This is a genomic window from Mixta sp. BE291, from assembly GCF_031457955.1.
Taxonomy (GTDB): Bacteria; Pseudomonadota; Gammaproteobacteria; order Enterobacterales; family Enterobacteriaceae; genus Mixta.
On record NZ_JAVDXN010000001.1, the window covers coordinates 485,807 to 502,589 of the forward strand.

Genomic DNA, 16,783 nt, shown 5'->3' on the forward strand with positions numbered 1-16,783 from the left:
ATTATGCTAGCGCCGTTAAAGGTCTGCTGAAGCGGGCCGTTCCGGCGTTTTTCAGTTCATACAGGTTGGAGGATCACGTGGCCGCTATTGGTGTTGCCGTACTTGCTTTTGACGGGGTGAGCCTGTTTCAGCTTTCTGTGCCTGCCGTTGCGTTTGGCGTGGTGAATAAACCTGCGGATTTTCCCCTGTACGATGTGCGGGTTTGCGCCCGTACGCCGGGGCGCATAACCAGCGATCAGGGCATTGTTTTTGAAGTGCCTGATGGATTAGAGGTAATGGCAACCTCAGATATCATTATTGTTCCCGCCTGGAACGATGCCGAAACCGACGTGCCTGCGGATATTATTGCCGCGTTGCAAACCGCGAACCAGCGTGGAGCGCTGATTATCAGCTTTTGTCTGGGGGCATTTGTGCTTGGCGCGGCGGGGTTACTGGATGGTCGGGAAGCCACCACTCACTGGGTGGCACGTGAGGCATTCGCCCAGCGGTTCCCCTCGGTAAAATTTTGTCCTGATGTGCTGTACGTCGCGGATGGGAATATCATTACTTCCGCCGGTACGGTCGCGGCTTTTGATTGCTGTCTGGAGATGATCCGTTTACAGCACGGTTCTGATATGGCCAATCAAATGGCAAGGCAGCTGGTCACGCCCCCGCACCGCCCTGGCGGACAGGCACAATATATTGAACGGCCGGTTCCGCAGACGCCCTGCGTGGGTCGTATGGCTGAGGTGCTGACCTGGGCGCGTGAGAATTTATCTGAACCCATTAATGTCGATACGCTGGCCAGCGTGGCAAAAATGAGCCGCCGCACCTTCACGCGCCGCTTTCGTGATACAACCGGGACGACGGTCACCAAGTGGCTTAACGGCGAACGCGTCTTTCGGGCGCAGCAGCTGCTGGAAACCACCGAATTGCCGGTGGAATGCATTGCCACCGAAGTCGGGTTTGGCACGCCGCTGTCGCTACGCCTGCAGTTTTCCGCTTATTTGCGCACTTCGCCCTCAGAGTATCGACGCACCTTTTGTCGCCTGCGTCATTCAGAGGTCGATTAACCCGATTTCGTCCAGCAAAAGCGCCTGCCGTTGCGAGGCGCCTCAACCTCATGCTGAAAGCCAGAAGTTTTCCCAACGATCACGAATGGCCTGTTTTTAACGCATATTGTCATTTAAGCCAATTGTGGCGGCTGAACAATAGGCTCAAAATTAGCCTCAGATGCGGCCCATGCGTTTACCGATGCAGGGGTGGCCGAAATTTTTTGAGGATAAACCGTGAGCAATTCAATTTTTGGCACAAGGCGTGGTTCTGCCCCCGTTCCCCTTTCATTACTGGACTTTGCGATGGCCGGGAAGGGCGTGGCCGCCAGGGACGCGCTGGCGGACAGCATCAAGCTGGCGCGTCTTGCCGACCGGCGTGGCTTCACCCGCTACTGGATCGCTGAGCATCACGCGATGCCCGGCGTAACCACCTCATCGCCACCGCTGCTGCTGGCCCGACTAACGGGGGAAACCCAACATATTCGTCTGGGCGCAGGCGGCATGATGCTGCCTAATTTCCCGCCGCTGGTGGTTGCTGAACAGTTTGGCTTGCTGGCATCGCTTGCGCCGGGGCGCATCGATTTAGGCATCGGCCGGGCGCCGGGAACCGATATGGCGACGGCCGCGGCTTTACGCCGGGGTGATATCGGCAGCGAAGCGTTTCCGAAGCAGCTGGATGAGCTGCTTCATTTCCTTGATGGCTCTTTCCCAGAGGGACATCGCTACAGGAAAGAGGGGGTTTACGCCGTTCCCGGCCCGTTGCAGGACCAGGAGAACGGTATTCCGCGCTCGTTTGCGCGCCCGCCGGTCTGGCTGTTGGGTTCATCCGACTACTCGGCACGCGTTGCCGCCCAGATGGGATTCCCGTTTGCCTTTGCCGCTCATCTCGCCGATCAGAATGTCGATATGGCCATTAAGATCTACCGTGAGCGTTTCCGACCATCAGCGCTGCTGGACCGCCCATATGTGATTGCCAGTTTCGGCGTAATGGCTGCTGATGATGCCGACGAAGCGCGGCGACAGGCCTGGGCCTATTCCCATGCCATGATGCGCATGAGTACCGGTCGTTCTTTTGTCATTCCAGGGCCAGATGAAGCCCGTGATTATGCTTACTCAACGGGTGAATTGCGGCTAATGGAGATGTGGAACGCCAAGATCATGAGCGGCACGGGTGAACAGGTTGTCGGGCAACTGGCGCGCTGGCACCAGCGCATCAACGCGGATGAGATGATGATCCTGAACCTGGGCTACTCACAACAGGCAATTTATCGCTCCACCGAACTGATCGCCGATGCGTATGGCATGCCCGACGATATTGGCAGCGCTTCCCACGCGTAATCCGACCCTAAAAAATCCGTCTGTTTCCCGCTGTTAGCGGAAAACAGACGCGACCTGCCTGTGGTTTCCCGTGATAGCACAGGCATTGTCATAACCGCATAAAAAGAGACAGGCTATGTCTGACCAGCAACAGCAGTTCCACGATTATATTGCGACCATTTATCAGAAAATCCAGCAGGCGGATGCGATCCTGGTCGGCGGGGCCGCAGGAATGTCAGCGGCTAATCAGCACGATTTTTACGGCTACAGTAAATACTTCCGCGATAATTTTAGTGAATTCCAGCGCAACTACGGTATCCGCAACCTCTGCGATGCGCTCTATTACCGCTATCCCCGCAGCGAAGAGCGTTGGGCTTATCTCGCCAAACATGGCCGGTTGATGTTTGATCAGCCAGCCGGGCAAACCTATGTCGATCTGCATAAGCTTATCAGCGATAAAAATTACTTCATCATTACCACCAATCAGGACTTACAGTTCTCGAAGCTGTTTCCTGATGAAAAGCTTTGTTATCCGCAGGGAACCTCACATTGGTTGCAGTGCGGCGCACCGTGCCATGACGCGGTTTATCCGTCGGAAGAGGTGGTCAGAGAGATCGCCGCACAGATTACCGATACGCGTGTGCCTGGAGAGATGATCCCGCGCTGTCCGCGCTGTGGTGCGGAGATGGAACCCTGGTTCCGCTCCCCGGTATTCCTCGAGGGCACCCACTGGCAGAACTATATGCGCAAATATCAGGACTTTATTGAAGCGCACGCGCAGCAAAATATTGTGCTGCTTGAACTCGGCGTGGGGCAGATGACGCCGAATATCATCAAGCATCCTTTTTCAGCCGCAACCTATCACTGGCCGAACGCTTTCCTGGTGCGCATCAACAAAGGCGAGCCAGCGGCACATCCACTGCTGAAAAGTAAATCAATTACGCTGGATGCGGATATTGCCCAGGTATTGCAGGCGTTAGTGGCATATGGCGAAACTCAGGCGCGTCCCACAGCAACAGAAACCGGGGCCGCGGTATGAATCAGTTATTAAAGGATGCCTTGCAACATATTGAAGAGGCGGATGCGGTTGTTATCGGCGCCAGCAACGGGCTTTCCATTGCTGCCGGAATTCACCTTTTTGCTGACGATAACGCTTTTTCAGACAACTTTGGCGATCTTGCTCTACAGCAGGGTTTTCGCTGCATTATTCATGGATGTTTCCACGCTTTCCCGGCAGAGGCGGAAAAATGGGCCTTTTATAGCCGAATGTTTGCTTACTTCCTGCATGACAGAATGCCCGATCCGGTGATGGCCGATTTGCTTACGCTGGTAAAGAACAAGCACCATTTTGTCGTGACCTCCAATATTGATGCGCATTTTGCTGCCGCCGGATTTGATCCTGAGCGCGTGTTTGAAATTGAAGGCAACTGCCGAAACCTGCAATGCGCCAATGCCTGCCATGACCAGCTCTATCCGGGAGACGAGCTTCTGGCCACTATGGCGCGCGAACAGGCTAACGGCAAAGTGCCTGCGGCGTTGATTCCGGTTTGCCCAGCGTGCGGCGGCAAGATGCAGGTACATATTGAAACCGGCCCGCGCTTTTTAAAAGGCGCGCAGTGGCAGGCGCGTCAGACGGCGTATCGCGATTTTGTCACCCAGGCGCAGGATGGCAAAATTCTCTTTATGGAACTGGGCGTAGGGGCACGTAACCAACTGATTAAAGCGCCCTTTATGCAACAGGTTTATCAGCAAGCGAATGCCCGCTATATCACCTTCAATAGGGGGCGTGAACTGTTTATTCCCGATGCGATTGCGCATAAATCACTCGGCATAGAAGGGGATATCGGCCATAACCTGAAACAGCTCGTTTCCCTTATGTAACCGTGACGTCAGAACGATGTTGCGTACCGCCCTGAATAAGCCAGACCCCATGCTGTGGCAATGAATGGAGAATGATGTGGTTCTTGATCGAGACTCGCTGAAAAGCGGGGCATTTCTGCAATCGTTTCGTGAAACGCCAGATATTGAATGGTGGTCGGAAGAGCATATTGCGCAATCAATGCGTGAAACCCTGCAGCAGCGCATCAGGGGCGAGCCGGTCTGGCTATTCGCCTATGGCTCGCTGATTTTTAACCCGCTTTTTCAGGTTGAAGAGAGCACTCTCGCCAGCCTGGATGGCTGGCATCGTAGTTTTTGTATTCGTCTGGTGCTGGCGCGCGGCACACCGGAGCGTCCCGGACGCATGTTAGCGCTGGAGAAAGGGGGATGCTGCGAAGGTATCGCTCTGCGGTTCAGAGAAGATCAGCTGGATGAAGAGTTAGGTCTGATTTGGACGCGGGAAATGGTTGGCGGCGTTTACCGACCTCACTGGACAACGGTGACGCTGGCGAACGGGCAGCGGGTTCGGGCGATTATCTTTACCGCCAATATAAACAATATTCTCTATGAGCAGGATGCCTCTGTGACCACAGCCGCTCCGCTTATCGCTGCTGCGTCCGGCAGTTTGGGTAGCAACAAAGAGTATGTGATGCGTTTACATGACGCATTACGCCACCATGGCATCAGCGATCATTACATCCATAAGCTGGCGGCTGCACTGCAATAAGTCGGGTTGGCGCTTAACCGGCCTGCCGCACCATGTAAACGTCGGCGACAGGCGAACAGCCTGTCGCTTACCGGAAACCGGCGCGATATCGGTCAGGCACCGCTAAAACCGGCGCCGATCGGCTTAGGCTTTTTCCTGCTGGCGCAAAAAATGTTTTACCGCGCCCAGCATGCCGGAATCGTTACCGTAGGTGGCGGTATCCACTCGCACGTCCAGATCAAACCAGGCCAGATGATAATGCAGTTCGTCGAGGAATGTTTCCCGCTCGGTAATTCCCCCGCCAAGGAAAATACATTCCGGATTAAATACGTGCGCGAGGTTATATATGCCGCCGCACAGATCCTTGTAAAAATTGGTGACTAATCGGCTGCAAATCGGATCGTTATTATCGTAGCGGGAAAATATCTCTTCGCCGGTAATCTCTTCCTGCTTCTGTCCGGTGTGCATGCTGTAATTCTCGGTCAGTACACGCATGGTGCAGGTGGTATTCATGGTGTAATGACGAACATTCGCGCTATTCGGGCGCGTGCTGAGCAGCGAGCCAAACTCACCAGCGCGGCCCTGCTTACCTCGCACCAGGGCATTGTTGCAGAAAATAGCGCCGCCTACGCCGGTGCCGATGGTCATCATTAAAAAGTCAGACATTTCCTGCGCCTTGCCCAGCCAGCGTTCGGCCAGCAGCGCGCAGTTCGCATCATTTTCTACGCTTACCGGTAACGCTGTTTTCTCACGTAGCCATTCGGCAAGGTGAAAATCGTCAAAATCCCGGATGGCGCCGCCCATGGTGATATGGCCGCTTTCGGGATCAACATAGCCTGGCGTACTGACGGCAACGCCTTCACAATCAGTATGCTGCGCCAGCCAACTTTGCACCCCGTCCAGAATCTCTTTGCCGGAGTGGTTCATAATATCTTTTTTATCCTGCGCAACGATTTTACCCTGATCGGTAACCACACCCATTTTTAATGACGTACCGCCAATATCAAACGCTGCTATTTTCACTTCATCTTCTCCTTATATTTTAATGATGAAAATCAGTATAGCGTAACGCGGGAAAAATCCGCCCGACGCTGAATTTACGCGGATAGTCGTTTAAGCAACGCAATTTAAAACGTAGCTTTCGGCAAGAAAGCAGCCGCAATTTTTAGCGGTTAATTAAATAACAAGTGATAAAAGAGCGTTTAGTGAAAAATAATGTAAAGCTGGCAATGCGGCGGGTAAATAAACGTAGTGCTTTGCCGCTATGAGCAAGGTAATGAAAATGTAGCGCACGCTATAAAAAAATAGCGTCAACGGGCAAAAACAGGCGGGCAGCGCAACAATCGCAGGTGTACGCGGCGGCAGATTCTTTTAAGATGGGCCGCTATCAGATTTTACTGGAGAAAGTGCCATGAACACATTTGATACGCTGTTTAAGCAGGGAAAGAATAGCGCTGAGTTTATCGCCACCGGCACGCCGGAACAGATTGCCGATCTACAACGCTGGCAGGCGATGCTGGAAAGCCAGAGCGAGGCGGTAGCGAAGGCGCTGATGCCTGCACAAAAGGTGGAAGGGCGCTTCCGGTTGCTGGTGGCCGCAGAGATGTGGTGCCCGGACTGCCATCGTAATATCCCGCCGCTGGTGCTGTTATGTCAGCGTCTGTCCAATATTGACCTGGCGATTATTACCCGCGATGAAGCGGAACCTTTTATCGCCCTGTTGGGCGTGGATAAAGTGAAGATCCCGATGGTTGTGGTGCTGGATGAGGCTTCTGCGCCGTTAGGCACCTTTATTGAGCGGCCTGCCTCGGTAGTACATGGCGATGCGGCAGAGCTGGAAGCGTACCGTCGCGGTGAGCGTTTAGTGGAAACCATCAGCGACATTAGCGCGATTATTGCGGCGTCCCGCTAACGGCGCGCGTTTTTTATGCGCGTCAGCGAACGGCGGCGCAGCGCATAACCATCAGCACCTGTTTCAATGGTAACTGATTGAAATATAACCGTGGCATAAAGTGGAAAGTGATTAGCGACTGGCTTTGCTACACTTTTGGCTGAATCCGTAATGCAATCTGAGGTGAATTAGTGAAAATCAAGAGCTATGCAGCGATGGAAGCCGGTAAGGCTTTGGAACTTTATGAATATGAAGCGGAATCGCTGAGCGCCGAAGATGTTGAAGTCGAAGTGGAATATTGTGGCGTATGTCATTCAGATTTATCGATGATCGATAACGAATGGGGCATCTCGCAATATCCGGTGATCGGCGGTCATGAAGTTATTGGACGTGTTGCTGCGCTGGGCGAGGCGGCGAAAAACAAAGGGCTTTCCATTGGCCAGCGCGTGGGCATTGGCTGGACGGCGAAGAGCTGCGAGCATTGCGACGCCTGTATTACTGGCGATCAGGTAAACTGCCTGAACGGCAGCGTGCCGACGATTGTTAACAAAGGCGGCTTTGCTGAAAAGCTGCGCGCTAACTGGCAATGGGTGATCCCACTGCCGGAGAAACTGGATCCTGCTTCTGCGGGTCCGCTGCTGTGCGGCGGCATTACCGTTTTCAAACCGTTGCTGATGCATAACATTACCGCCACCAGCCGTGTCGGGGTTATCGGTATCGGCGGTCTGGGTCATATCGCGATTAAAATCCTGCATGCGATGGGTGCGGAAGTGACGGCGTTCAGCTCAACGCCGGACAAAAAACAGTCAATTCTTGATATGGGTGCCGATCACGTGGTGAACAGCCGCGATCCGGAAGAGCTGAAAAAACTGGCCGGTCAGTTTGATCTGATTATCAGCACCGTAGCGGTGGATCTTGACTGGCAGCCGTACTTTGCGGCGCTGGCTCCGCGCGGTAAATTCCATACCGTTGGCGCGGTGATGAAGCCGTTCGACGTGCCGGCATTCAGCCTGATTCTGGGCGACCGTGCGGTAACGGGTTCTTCTACCGGTTCGCCGGGCCAGCTGCGCAGCCTGCTGAAGCTGGCATCGCGTACTGATATCGCGCCGAAAGTTGAATTTTTCCCGATGTCAAAAATCAACGACGCGCTGGATCACGTACGTGCCGGTAAAGCCAACTATCGTGTCGTGCTGAAAGCGGATTTCTAATCGCCGTACAGCGCACAGCAGTAAATCAGGCGGCGGGTTAATCTCGCCGCCTTTTTTATACGCACTAAGCAGCAACTCAATCCTTCCTCAACGGTTTGAAAAAAGTAATGATTTCCGGGCGGTTAAAAATAAGCTGCGGTAAAAACCGTAGTGAATGGCATGCTGGCTGCTAAATTTTACATTGTCAACACTGTAAAATAACGAAAATTTAACTTTTTGATCGCTCTCAACTTTCTGAAAATTCAGGGGAAAAGTTTTTTATGCAGTAATGTTGCATAAGAATTGCATATTGGCGCATTCCCTGTGGCCGCGACTAATAAAAGTAACTAATTATTCATCTCTGTTGCGATAGCTTTACGCAAAAACAAATTTTTCCATCGTGTTGAAAAAACCTTCGACGATAATTAATGGTAAATTCATCAGCGCATAGTGATATGCAGGTCATTTCCACGGTTTAACAATATAAATAACTTTGTTCAAAAAGGTTTGTTATGGAAAAGCTATCTTACGCGTCAGAAAGCGGTACATCGGCCTGGAATACCTACCTTCAGCAAATCGATCGCGTTGCGCCCTATCTGGGTGATTTATCGCGCTGGATCGATACGCTGCGCCATCCGAAACGTGCCCTGATCGTTGATATTCCCCTACAGATGGATGACGGAACCATCCGCCATTTTGAAGGCTTTCGTGTTCAGCACAATCTTTCCCGAGGTCCGGGTAAGGGTGGTGTTCGCTACCATCCGAACGTGGATCTGAATGAAGTCATGGCCCTCTCCGCCTGGATGACCATCAAATGCGCCGCGGTAAACCTGCCGTACGGCGGGGCGAAAGGCGGCATTCGCGTCGATCCTTTCTCGCTCTCCGAGGGCGAGCTGGAACGCTTAACCCGTCGCTATACCAGCGAAATTGGCCTGATTATCGGGCCGCAGCGTGATATCCCGGCGCCGGATGTCGGCACCAACGGCAAAGTCATGGCGTGGATGATGGACACCTATTCCATGAACCACGGCACCACCATTACCGGCGTTGTCACCGGCAAGCCGATCCACCTTGGCGGCTCGCTGGGCCGTGAAAAAGCCACCGGACGCGGCGTATTTGTCACGGGCCGCGAAGTGGCAGGGCGCGCCGGTATTGAAATCGAAGGCGCTAAAATCGCCGTTCAGGGCTTCGGTAACGTTGGCAGCGAAGCCGCCCGGCTGTTTGCTGAAGCGGGCGCCCGCGTGGTGGTGATCCAGGATCATACCGCCACGCTGTTTAACGCCGACGGCATCGACCTGCATGCGCTTAGCGAGTGGCAAAACAGCCATAAACAGATTGCCGGTTTCCCAGGCGCGCAGAATATCGATAGCGAAGATTTCTGGACCACCGACATGGATATCCTGATCCCGGCGGCGCTGGAAGGGCAGATCACGCGTGAGCGCGCTGAAAAGCTCAGCTGTAAGCTGGTGCTGGAAGGGGCGAACGGCCCGACCTATCCTGATGCGGACGATACGCTGAAAGCACGCGGCATTACCGTGGTGCCGGACGTTATCTGTAACGCGGGCGGGGTAACGGTCAGCTACTTCGAGTGGGTGCAGGATATGGCAAGCTTCTTCTGGAGCGAAGAAGAGATCAACGCGCGTATGGATAAGATCATGACCGAAGCCATGGTACATGTCTGGGACAAAGCGCGGGAGAAAAGCTGTACGCTGCGCACCGCCGCCTATATTGTCGCCTGCGAACGTATTCTGATGGCGCGTAAAGATCGCGGTATCTATCCAGGCTAAGCCTGTTTAGCGCGATCGCACTATCAACCGAGGCTCGTCGCGCATGGCGGGCCTCGGTTATTTTCAGCCAGCAACGGCCTGAGCGGGTACCTTACCCATTAACAGCCTGATAGCTCAGCGGCTTTGATTGCTGCGCTTCCGGTTCTGCTTAGCAAACTTAAGTGCCGCCCTGGCGCGATTTAACGCGTGCGTAAACAGCATCACATCGTCACGCAACCAGAGACGAACCGAAAGCGGAGCGTGACTCAGCGCCTCGGGCAGCGATACGCCGTCAATGGCGCCGCGATTGCAGATAGCGCGAATCAGCTCGTTTTCATTGATACCCGCATAGCGGGCAACCTCCGGCGCAGTTAAATATTGGCGTCTCATATTTTCTCCTTAAGCCTGCTTCAGACAATGGTTAATAAAATTTAGCTTAAGGTTATTTTTTATCCTTTTTCGTGCGGCATTTCTTGATCCAGGTCAGAAACAGTAACGCGATAACGTAAAGATTTCTGCCGTTTCGCTTGTTTAATCAAAAGGTTAAACAGGGGTGCCGCTGTTTTAAGAGGCAAAAGGGCGCCGCCGGTTAGAGCGATAATCCTCTGACTGTTCAGATAATTTGTAGAATTGCGCCAGGCGTTTTTAACATCTGAAACAGCTGCTGCTGGCTGACCTCCGTCACTTCCTGCGTTTCCCAGCCATGCCGCCAGGTAAGATGATGAATATGGCCCAGCTGACGCCATACCGCGATAGCGGAAGCGGCCAGCGAGCAGGTTTCATCGCTTTGCAGACATTCAAAGGTGGTGTGGCTCTCTTCATCCAGCGCGTTAATAAAAACGTGCGCGGTCTCTGCGGGGATCACGGCACGCAGATCCTCCAGCATATCTGCGCTGACGGCAGCGGAAAGACGCAGGATAAATGATGCTGAATTCACGTTCACCTCTCTGATAGCGTTAGCGTTACCTGAATGGTACGACAAGCGTTAACCGTCGGTGCGGTTTTTTTGGTGAAAGGCGTCAGGCGCAGAAGGAAAATAAAGCCCCGGCGAAGCAGGGCTGAAAGGCTTATTTGTCGGCGTAAGCTTCGGTTGAGATAGTCAGCGCAACCTCATCGCTAACGGCAGGGATATACTGCTTCAGGTTAAAATCAGAACGTTTTATCGTTGCTGTGGCATCAAAGCCAATCGCCTGCTTTTTCATCATTGGATGTTCACCCTGCTTATTCAGCGTGGCGTGCAGCGTGACCGGACGGGTGACGCCTTTGAGCGTTAGATCGCCCTGCACATCATACTGCTGGTTGCCTTTGCTGATCACGCGCGTGCTGCGGAAGGTCGCCGTCGGGTAGGTGGCGGTATCAAAGTACTGATCGCCTTTAAACTCGCTGGTTAGCGCGTCAACGTGAGTATCAATGTTGGTTAGCGGCAGCTTCACATCAACTTTTGATTTTTCCGGGTTAGCGCTATCAAAAACCAGTGTACCGCTGGTGCCGGAAATATCCGCAGTCGGATGAGAAAAACCAAAATGGGACCAGCTCATCACCACGGAGGTATGCTCTGGATTTAGTTGATAGGTCTGCGCTTCAGCGTGGCCGAACTGTGCCCAAAGGCCCAGGCTTAATACCAGCGGCGTGGCGATTTTTTTCATACTCAACATAACGGCAATCCTGCAGTCACTAAAAAGGAATTTAAGTGTGGCCGCAGATGGCAAGATGCGAAAGCAAAGATAATTGTTTTTGTTTTTCAAATAATTTGAAATAAAACGGGCAGGGGATGAGGCTTAAATAACCCGCCGCTGGCGGGTTCGATAACAGCACGCGAACGTTGATGCGCTGTACGTCCGGCGGGTAAAGAACAGTGATTAACGGCCTGGGCCGCCATGATGGAATCCACCGCCACCGCCACCGCCATGCCCGCCGCCCGGTCCGCCCCAGCCAGGCCCCCACCAGACGCAGCCGCTTAATGATGCAGTCAACACGACCGCCGTTAACAACATAAACAGTTTTTTCATGATTACCTCCAGCAAGTGCGCGCGATTCTAAGTTAAAAACACGCGTCGTAAACCAGGCGACCCGCTGATTTTCGCTTTCCTGACGCTTTGCTGCGTTTTTCCTGCCATGCGGGCGCACGGGCCCGTATTAGCAGCGGTTGGCTATATGTCATAAAAAACAAAGGGGGAACAACTGGACGTTAATATCGAGAAGCATCAGACTGCCGACGGCAATTGTGAATATCGCACCAGCTGCGACCAGCCCGGCTATCGCTTTATCACACGTTATTATTCCGAGCCTGATTAATCGACTCCGTAAAAGGATCGTTCAACCACAGTGAAAATAAATTTTGTGCCGGAGAAAATCACTGCTGGCGTTGTCTTATATCACGAGTACGATATTAACCTCTTTGACAGCAACCAATAAGGGCTGACCGATTTAAATTGCCAACGGCCTGGTCTGAATTCAATTTTTAGCGGCTGTTCGCCAGGGAGATACGCGGGTCGTACCGACAATGGACTTACTGAAAATGAGTATGGAGCGGTTATGTATAACAATAATGAAATTATTAGTTATTTGCAGGCTAATAGAATTCTCGCACTAAAGCTCGACCATGCAGTTTCTGCCGTCGGTCAGCAGGTTACAAATCAAGTTGACGCTTTAGGAAAGGGCGCTACCCGCCTGCTGTATTACACCTCCTGTTTTACCGATGAATATAACGATGTTTGCCAGCAGCAAAAGACGGAAGATATGCGCTTCAGGAATGCTGTTATTCACCTTATCCAGCATAATGACGTTGTTTATGAAATGCTTCGAGTCTACTTTGAGGAAATATTTAAATACAAAACTAATGAACAATTAGAATATATTAAAAAAGCGCTTATGGCAGTGAATATCCATATCGCTGCCAGCGCCCTTACAAGTGCTGGGTACGCTTTAGCGGTCGCTACCAGCGTTCGCATTGGATTAAATCTAAGTGTGCAACTCAGTGCCCTTAGGGGACGTGCTGCGGGCATAGCTGCTGGGATTGTGGCCACATATGGCCTGGTCCAGAAAGCGGCAGATAGTGCCCATCGTCTACACGTCCAATACCCAGCCTATTACTCTGCACTCTATATGCAACAACTGGAAATGATGTATTTCCTGATTGAACCGGTATTCGAGCGCGCGGGCGCACTTGACGCGCCATGGTCGTCGGATTCCGGTATAGCAAACATTATCACCCGGATGATCAGATAACCATGATTCAATCACTAAAAAAATTTCTATTGTGGCAACTCAGGTTTTTATCATCACTGTATGGACCTGTGATTCTCACCATTATTTTCGCCCTGCTTCAGGGGTATTTTTTTCCTGACAGTCCTGTTTGGCCTACAGGCGTATTCGCCATAGTTATGATTATTATTTTTACACGTTATTGTAAATGGTGATAGCGTGAATATCACCGTTATTTAAATAATCACTGACAAGGAAATTATATGTCTACTCCCGCTCATTTATGGCTTGAAGATGAAAATGGTTCTCCGATTGTTGGCAGTTGTTTAATGCCACTGCGTTTGGGGTCCATCGAGTTAAAATCATTCTCCCACGGTGTAACCATTCCCGTCGATCCCAATTGGGGAAAACTTACCGGAACGCGCGTTCATAGCCCGATTACGATAGTGAAAGAATTTGACCAAACGACACCTATCCTGTATCGCGCCGTATGCGAAGGCCGCACAATGAAAAAAGCAACGATTAAAATGTACCGAATACGGGAATCAGGCACGGAATCTGAGTATTTCAATATCCTCCTGGAAAACGTCAAAATTACCACGGTTTCCCCTTACCTTGCCCCTAACGGTATGAGCAGCACTCATCTGGAAACACTCGAATTGCGTTATGAGGCAATTACCTGGAAGTATACGGAGGGGAATATCATCTACCGTGATTCATGGAACGATCGTTGCTGTGCATGATGAAGAAGGGCGCCAGAGGAGGCATTGTCTCCTTTGCTCCTGTTTTATTCTTCTAACTGTTACTGCTGGTTGCCTGACTGAGGCTGGATAACAGAAATTTTGGCTGTTCCGGCGTAGACTTCGTATCGCCTGCGGTTTGCTATATTTAATAAAAACAAAGGAGGAACAAATGGACGTCAATATCGAGAAGCATCAGACTGCCGACGGCAACTATGAATACCGCGCCAGCTGCGACCAGCCCGGCTATCGCTTTATGCTATTGGGTAAAGGGAAAAATGCCACTGAAGCGGATGAGAACCTGCGCCAGAATCTGGAAGAGATGAAAAATCGTCTTGATGAGATTATCGACATCAGCAAAGTATCCGCCTGACGGTTAACCGCTGGTTTTCGCTGCGGCGGACAATCAAAGCAGGCCGGGTCATATTGCCCGGCCTGATGATTACTTCCGATTAACTGAATGCGGTTGCTGCACGCTAAGGTTTACTTCCGATTAACTGAATGCGGTTGCTGCACGGTAAGGTTTATTTCTGATTCGCGGAAAGCTGTTGCAGCACGGTAAGCTGCGCCACTGCCTCTTGCATGGCATCCATTCCGGCAGTTAGCGTACGCAGCCGACTCAGGTTTTCAACAATACTTTCCCGCTGCTGACCATTTTTATTGCCCATCGCGGCAATGGCATCGGCAGCATCAATGCTGCGTTGCGCCATATGCGTGGCTTTTTCCACCGTATCTGCCGCCACCGAGCGAATCCGCGCAATGGTTTCGACCGCTTCGCCGATGTTTTTCGCCGTCGCCTCCGCCTGTTCTTTCGATGATTGCGCCAGCCGCCGTACCTCGCCCGCCACCACGGCAAAGCCGCGTCCCGCTTCACCGGCGCGCGCCGCTTCCACCGCCGCGTTCAGCGACAGCAAATTGGTCTGAAAGGCGATATCACCAATGCCGCTGGTAATTTTAGTGATGCCGGAAGAGATCTGCTCCAGCTCATCCAGCCCCTGACCCAGGCGCAGCTGCGCCTGCTGGCTTTGCGTGGCAACATCGCTAATCGAGCGAATGCTGCTCTCTGCCAGTCCCAGCGTTTCATTTTGACTGCTGGTGGCGCTTTCCAGCAGCGGCAGCGCCTTCATCAACGGCGACAGCGCCTGCTGATAATCCACCACCTGGTTTAATACTTTCGACTGCATCGCATTCAACGCTTCCCAGCGCCGCAGGCCGCGCTGCGCATAATGGCTGGCGTAGGCGGCGTATTCCACCGGGAACTGGCTCATCGCCTGCGTATCATGGTTGAAAAACACCAGCGCCGAGAGCGTCTGGTTAATCGGCACGCCAAGGATTTCGCCAAAGCTGGAGAAACCTGCCGCCGGAAGCCCTTTAAAAAAGTGGGCGTCATCCAGCTTTCCGGCGTTGCCAACGCGGCGCAACACGCAGTCATTCATTAAAATAGCGGCAGGCTTGCCGCGCGCGGCGACAAATTTCTGCCAGTCCTGGCGCGTGGCGGCCTTAAAATCGGTTTCCTGTAGCAGATAAAGGCGATCGCCAAACTCCAGGTCGCAGAAAAAGTGGATTTTATCGTCAGTGATTTTCGCAATGGATCGAATAAAGTATTCGTTGTTTACCCGCACGGCGAAGGTTAACCCCTGCAGCCGCTCGCTAAGCTGCTGTGGCGTACATTGCAGATGTGCCGCCAGCGCCTGCTGAAAGTTTTGCTGGCCGCCCTGAGCGTTAAACACCGAAGTCACGCTGCGCGCCAGCGGATCCGCTTCGGCAACCAGCCAGCTTTTATCCAGCGGCGTAAAGTTTTGGCTTTTAAACGGCGCGAAAGATTTACCGGGCGCCATATGGCAAAAAATAATCACCGCTTTGCCCTGTAGCGTTTTACCGCCGGTGCCGATCCAGGTGCCGTCAAAATCGAGCTTGCCGCCCGCTGCGCCGCCGGTTACCAGACAGGGGAAACGGCCGGAGTTATACCAGGCCTGCATCAAAAAACCTTCCGAGGCGGCCAGCCCATCACAGTAAACCATGGCGAAAGTGCGATCGGAAGAGAGCGGCATACGCAGCTGAAGCCGCTCCAGTTCCCGCTGGATCGCCGCGATGCGCTGCGGCGCGCTTTGCGTATCCTGCACATGTAAATCAACGGTATGCAGCTCATGCTGCGCGATCAGGCTGTTCGGTAGCCACATCCAGCTACCTTGCTGGCCTGCGCCGTCGCAATAGGTGGTTTGCGCGCCGCCGCTGCAAAGCGCACCGTTAGACGAGAGAACCAGTACGGTGCGATCGGGGCTGGAAAAGCGCTGCCACGCCTGATTGACCTGCTGAAAATCAGCATAGGGCGGCACAAATACCATCAATATTCCTGCATCGCGTTGGCTAAGCCCAACGCTGGAGAGAGTGGCGGGCAGCTGGCGTGCGTCATACAGGCCGGTGGCAACAGCAGAGCTGCGGCCGACAAGGCGGCGTAAATAGTTTAAGCGTGACATAAGAACAAAATAACCTTATTTATAATGGGTATATTTTTAACGGCTGCATTAATGCAGCTAAACCTGGCGTAATAATAAAAATAGAATCACACACTTTTTATATGTGATTAAGTTTTGCTTTAGCGTCATACACGGGCGTAAGAAGATGCTGTGGCAAAAACGTTGCTTTATCGGTAATGCGAGCAGAATATTTAGGGCTGATGCGAATAAAATAAATTGGCACAGTCACAGCAAGGTGTAATTAAGCAGGGCATTAACAAATTTAACCTGAAAATAATAATTATTCAGGTCAGCGAAATAACTATGGTTTTTTTGACATAAATAGAAATATAAATAGCATTAGCCTGGCTAATCTCATTTATATTCACAGAGAAAATAAATTTGCTTTAAAGACGCATAATTTGATTTAGCGCCGAAGCGTTAAAAGAAGTCGCTAATGTTGCGTTTATTTTTTCCGATACTCCAGAGGACGGCAATAAGACCGTTTTAGTCCAGAACCTGCAATAACGTCGAAGTGATTCGCCACTCCCTGTCAGGATGAGCGGGTAATGCCGGCTTCTGACATGTTTTTGTCGGAGAGTCC

General features: G+C 52.2%; 17 protein-coding genes. 11 read left to right on the plus strand and 6 right to left on the minus strand.

What is annotated here, in order from left to right:
- Nucleotides 1-77 precede the first annotated feature (77 nt).
- The 5 genes from J2X14_RS02280 to J2X14_RS02300 all read left to right on the plus strand — a co-directional run bounded on the left by J2X14_RS02280 (nucleotide 78) and on the right by J2X14_RS02300 (nucleotide 4,956).
- Nucleotides 78-1,052 (plus strand): GlxA family transcriptional regulator, encoded by a 975-nt coding sequence (locus tag J2X14_RS02280; protein ID WP_352409588.1) that lies wholly within the window; start codon nucleotides 78-80, stop codon nucleotides 1,050-1,052.
- 216 nt (nucleotides 1,053-1,268) lie between these two features.
- The gene (locus J2X14_RS02285; RefSeq protein WP_352409589.1) at nucleotides 1,269-2,372 is read left to right on the plus strand and encodes an LLM class flavin-dependent oxidoreductase; all 1,104 of its coding nucleotides are present in this window, start codon (nucleotides 1,269-1,271) and stop codon (nucleotides 2,370-2,372) included.
- Nucleotides 2,373-2,487: 115 nt separating this feature from the next.
- The gene (locus J2X14_RS02290) at nucleotides 2,488-3,390 is read left to right on the plus strand and encodes an SIR2 family NAD-dependent protein deacylase (protein ID WP_352409590.1); all 903 of its coding nucleotides are present in this window, start codon (nucleotides 2,488-2,490) and stop codon (nucleotides 3,388-3,390) included.
- Nucleotides 3,387-4,232: a Sir2 family NAD-dependent protein deacetylase gene (locus J2X14_RS02295; RefSeq protein WP_352409591.1), complete on the plus strand. Its 846-nt coding sequence runs from the start codon at nucleotides 3,387-3,389 to the stop codon at nucleotides 4,230-4,232. Before J2X14_RS02290 ends, J2X14_RS02295 begins: the two co-directional genes overlap by 4 nt.
- 76 nt (nucleotides 4,233-4,308) lie before the next feature.
- Nucleotides 4,309-4,956, plus strand: a complete 648-nt coding sequence (locus tag J2X14_RS02300; RefSeq protein ID WP_352409592.1) for a gamma-glutamylcyclotransferase — start codon at nucleotides 4,309-4,311, stop codon at nucleotides 4,954-4,956.
- Between the two features lie 123 nt (nucleotides 4,957-5,079).
- On the opposite strand, the gene J2X14_RS02305 is transcribed toward J2X14_RS02300, so the two are convergent.
- Nucleotides 5,080-5,958, minus strand: a complete 879-nt coding sequence (locus tag J2X14_RS02305) for an ROK family protein (RefSeq protein ID WP_352409593.1) — start codon at nucleotides 5,956-5,958, stop codon at nucleotides 5,080-5,082.
- 388 nt (nucleotides 5,959-6,346) lie between these two features.
- Between J2X14_RS02305 and J2X14_RS02310 the strand changes: the two genes are divergently transcribed.
- The 3 genes from J2X14_RS02310 to J2X14_RS02320 all read left to right on the plus strand — a co-directional run bounded on the left by J2X14_RS02310 (nucleotide 6,347) and on the right by J2X14_RS02320 (nucleotide 9,800).
- Nucleotides 6,347-6,847, plus strand: coding sequence for a thioredoxin family protein (locus tag J2X14_RS02310; protein WP_352409594.1), 501 nt, complete (start codon nucleotides 6,347-6,349; stop codon nucleotides 6,845-6,847).
- A gap of 170 nt (nucleotides 6,848-7,017) precedes the next feature.
- Nucleotides 7,018-8,034, plus strand: coding sequence for an NADPH-dependent aldehyde reductase Ahr (ahr, locus tag J2X14_RS02315; RefSeq protein ID WP_502889932.1), 1,017 nt, complete (start codon nucleotides 7,018-7,020; stop codon nucleotides 8,032-8,034).
- Between the two features lie 491 nt (nucleotides 8,035-8,525).
- The gene (locus J2X14_RS02320; RefSeq protein WP_352409595.1) at nucleotides 8,526-9,800 is read left to right on the plus strand and encodes a Glu/Leu/Phe/Val family dehydrogenase; all 1,275 of its coding nucleotides are present in this window, start codon (nucleotides 8,526-8,528) and stop codon (nucleotides 9,798-9,800) included.
- A 114-nt stretch (nucleotides 9,801-9,914) separates the two neighbouring features.
- On the opposite strand, the gene J2X14_RS02325 is transcribed toward J2X14_RS02320, so the two are convergent.
- From J2X14_RS02325 to J2X14_RS02340, 4 genes are all read right to left on the minus strand, one after another.
- On the minus strand, nucleotides 9,915-10,169 hold the full coding sequence (locus J2X14_RS02325) for a hypothetical protein (protein ID WP_352409596.1): 255 nt from the start codon (nucleotides 10,167-10,169) through the stop codon (nucleotides 9,915-9,917).
- Nucleotides 10,170-10,392: 223 nt separating this feature from the next.
- Nucleotides 10,393-10,716 carry a hypothetical protein gene (locus J2X14_RS02330; RefSeq protein ID WP_502889933.1) on the minus strand — a complete coding sequence of 108 codons (324 nt, stop codon included), beginning with the start codon at nucleotides 10,714-10,716 and terminating at the stop codon, nucleotides 10,393-10,395.
- Nucleotides 10,717-10,846: 130 nt separating this feature from the next.
- Nucleotides 10,847-11,434, minus strand: a complete 588-nt coding sequence (locus J2X14_RS02335) for a YceI family protein (protein WP_352409597.1) — start codon at nucleotides 11,432-11,434, stop codon at nucleotides 10,847-10,849.
- A 204-nt stretch (nucleotides 11,435-11,638) separates the two neighbouring features.
- On the minus strand, nucleotides 11,639-11,788 hold the full coding sequence (locus tag J2X14_RS02340) for a hypothetical protein (protein WP_352409598.1): 150 nt from the start codon (nucleotides 11,786-11,788) through the stop codon (nucleotides 11,639-11,641).
- A 526-nt stretch (nucleotides 11,789-12,314) separates the two neighbouring features.
- Between J2X14_RS02340 and J2X14_RS02345 the strand changes: the two genes are divergently transcribed.
- The 3 genes from J2X14_RS02345 (at nucleotide 12,315) to J2X14_RS02355 (ending at nucleotide 14,096) form a co-directional block, all read left to right on the plus strand.
- On the plus strand, nucleotides 12,315-13,007 hold the full coding sequence (locus J2X14_RS02345) for a hypothetical protein (protein ID WP_352409599.1): 693 nt from the start codon (nucleotides 12,315-12,317) through the stop codon (nucleotides 13,005-13,007).
- Between the two features lie 239 nt (nucleotides 13,008-13,246).
- Nucleotides 13,247-13,726: an Hcp family type VI secretion system effector gene (locus J2X14_RS02350; protein ID WP_352409600.1), complete on the plus strand. Its 480-nt coding sequence runs from the start codon at nucleotides 13,247-13,249 to the stop codon at nucleotides 13,724-13,726.
- 169 nt (nucleotides 13,727-13,895) lie between these two features.
- Entirely contained in the window at nucleotides 13,896-14,096 is a 201-nt protein-coding gene (locus J2X14_RS02355) for a hypothetical protein (protein WP_352409601.1), read from the plus strand.
- A gap of 151 nt (nucleotides 14,097-14,247) precedes the next feature.
- Here the strand turns inward: J2X14_RS02355 and J2X14_RS02360 are convergent, their stop codons facing one another.
- The gene (locus tag J2X14_RS02360) at nucleotides 14,248-16,200 is read right to left on the minus strand and encodes a methyl-accepting chemotaxis protein (protein WP_352409602.1); all 1,953 of its coding nucleotides are present in this window, start codon (nucleotides 16,198-16,200) and stop codon (nucleotides 14,248-14,250) included.
- Nucleotides 16,201-16,783: the final 583 nt, after the last annotated feature.

Coding starts and splice junctions, on each gene's coding strand:
- J2X14_RS02290 (WP_352409590.1), top strand. CDS start 2,488: ATGTCTGACCAGCAACAGCAGTTCCACGATTATATTGCGACCATTTAT.
- J2X14_RS02295 (WP_352409591.1), top strand. CDS start 3,387: ATGAATCAGTTATTAAAGGATGCCTTGCAACATATTGAAGAGGCGGAT.
- J2X14_RS02310 (WP_352409594.1), top strand. CDS start 6,347: ATGAACACATTTGATACGCTGTTTAAGCAGGGAAAGAATAGCGCTGAG.
- J2X14_RS02320 (WP_352409595.1), top strand. CDS start 8,526: ATGGAAAAGCTATCTTACGCGTCAGAAAGCGGTACATCGGCCTGGAAT.
- J2X14_RS02325 (WP_352409596.1), bottom strand. CDS start 10,169: ATGAGACGCCAATATTTAACTGCGCCGGAGGTTGCCCGCTATGCGGGT.
- J2X14_RS02335 (WP_352409597.1), bottom strand. CDS start 11,434: ATGTTGAGTATGAAAAAAATCGCCACGCCGCTGGTATTAAGCCTGGGC.
- J2X14_RS02340 (WP_352409598.1), bottom strand. CDS start 11,788: ATGAAAAAACTGTTTATGTTGTTAACGGCGGTCGTGTTGACTGCATCA.
- J2X14_RS02345 (WP_352409599.1), top strand. CDS start 12,315: ATGTATAACAATAATGAAATTATTAGTTATTTGCAGGCTAATAGAATT.
- J2X14_RS02350 (WP_352409600.1), top strand. CDS start 13,247: ATGTCTACTCCCGCTCATTTATGGCTTGAAGATGAAAATGGTTCTCCG.
- J2X14_RS02355 (WP_352409601.1), top strand. CDS start 13,896: ATGGACGTCAATATCGAGAAGCATCAGACTGCCGACGGCAACTATGAA.
- J2X14_RS02360 (WP_352409602.1), bottom strand. CDS start 16,200: ATGTCACGCTTAAACTATTTACGCCGCCTTGTCGGCCGCAGCTCTGCT.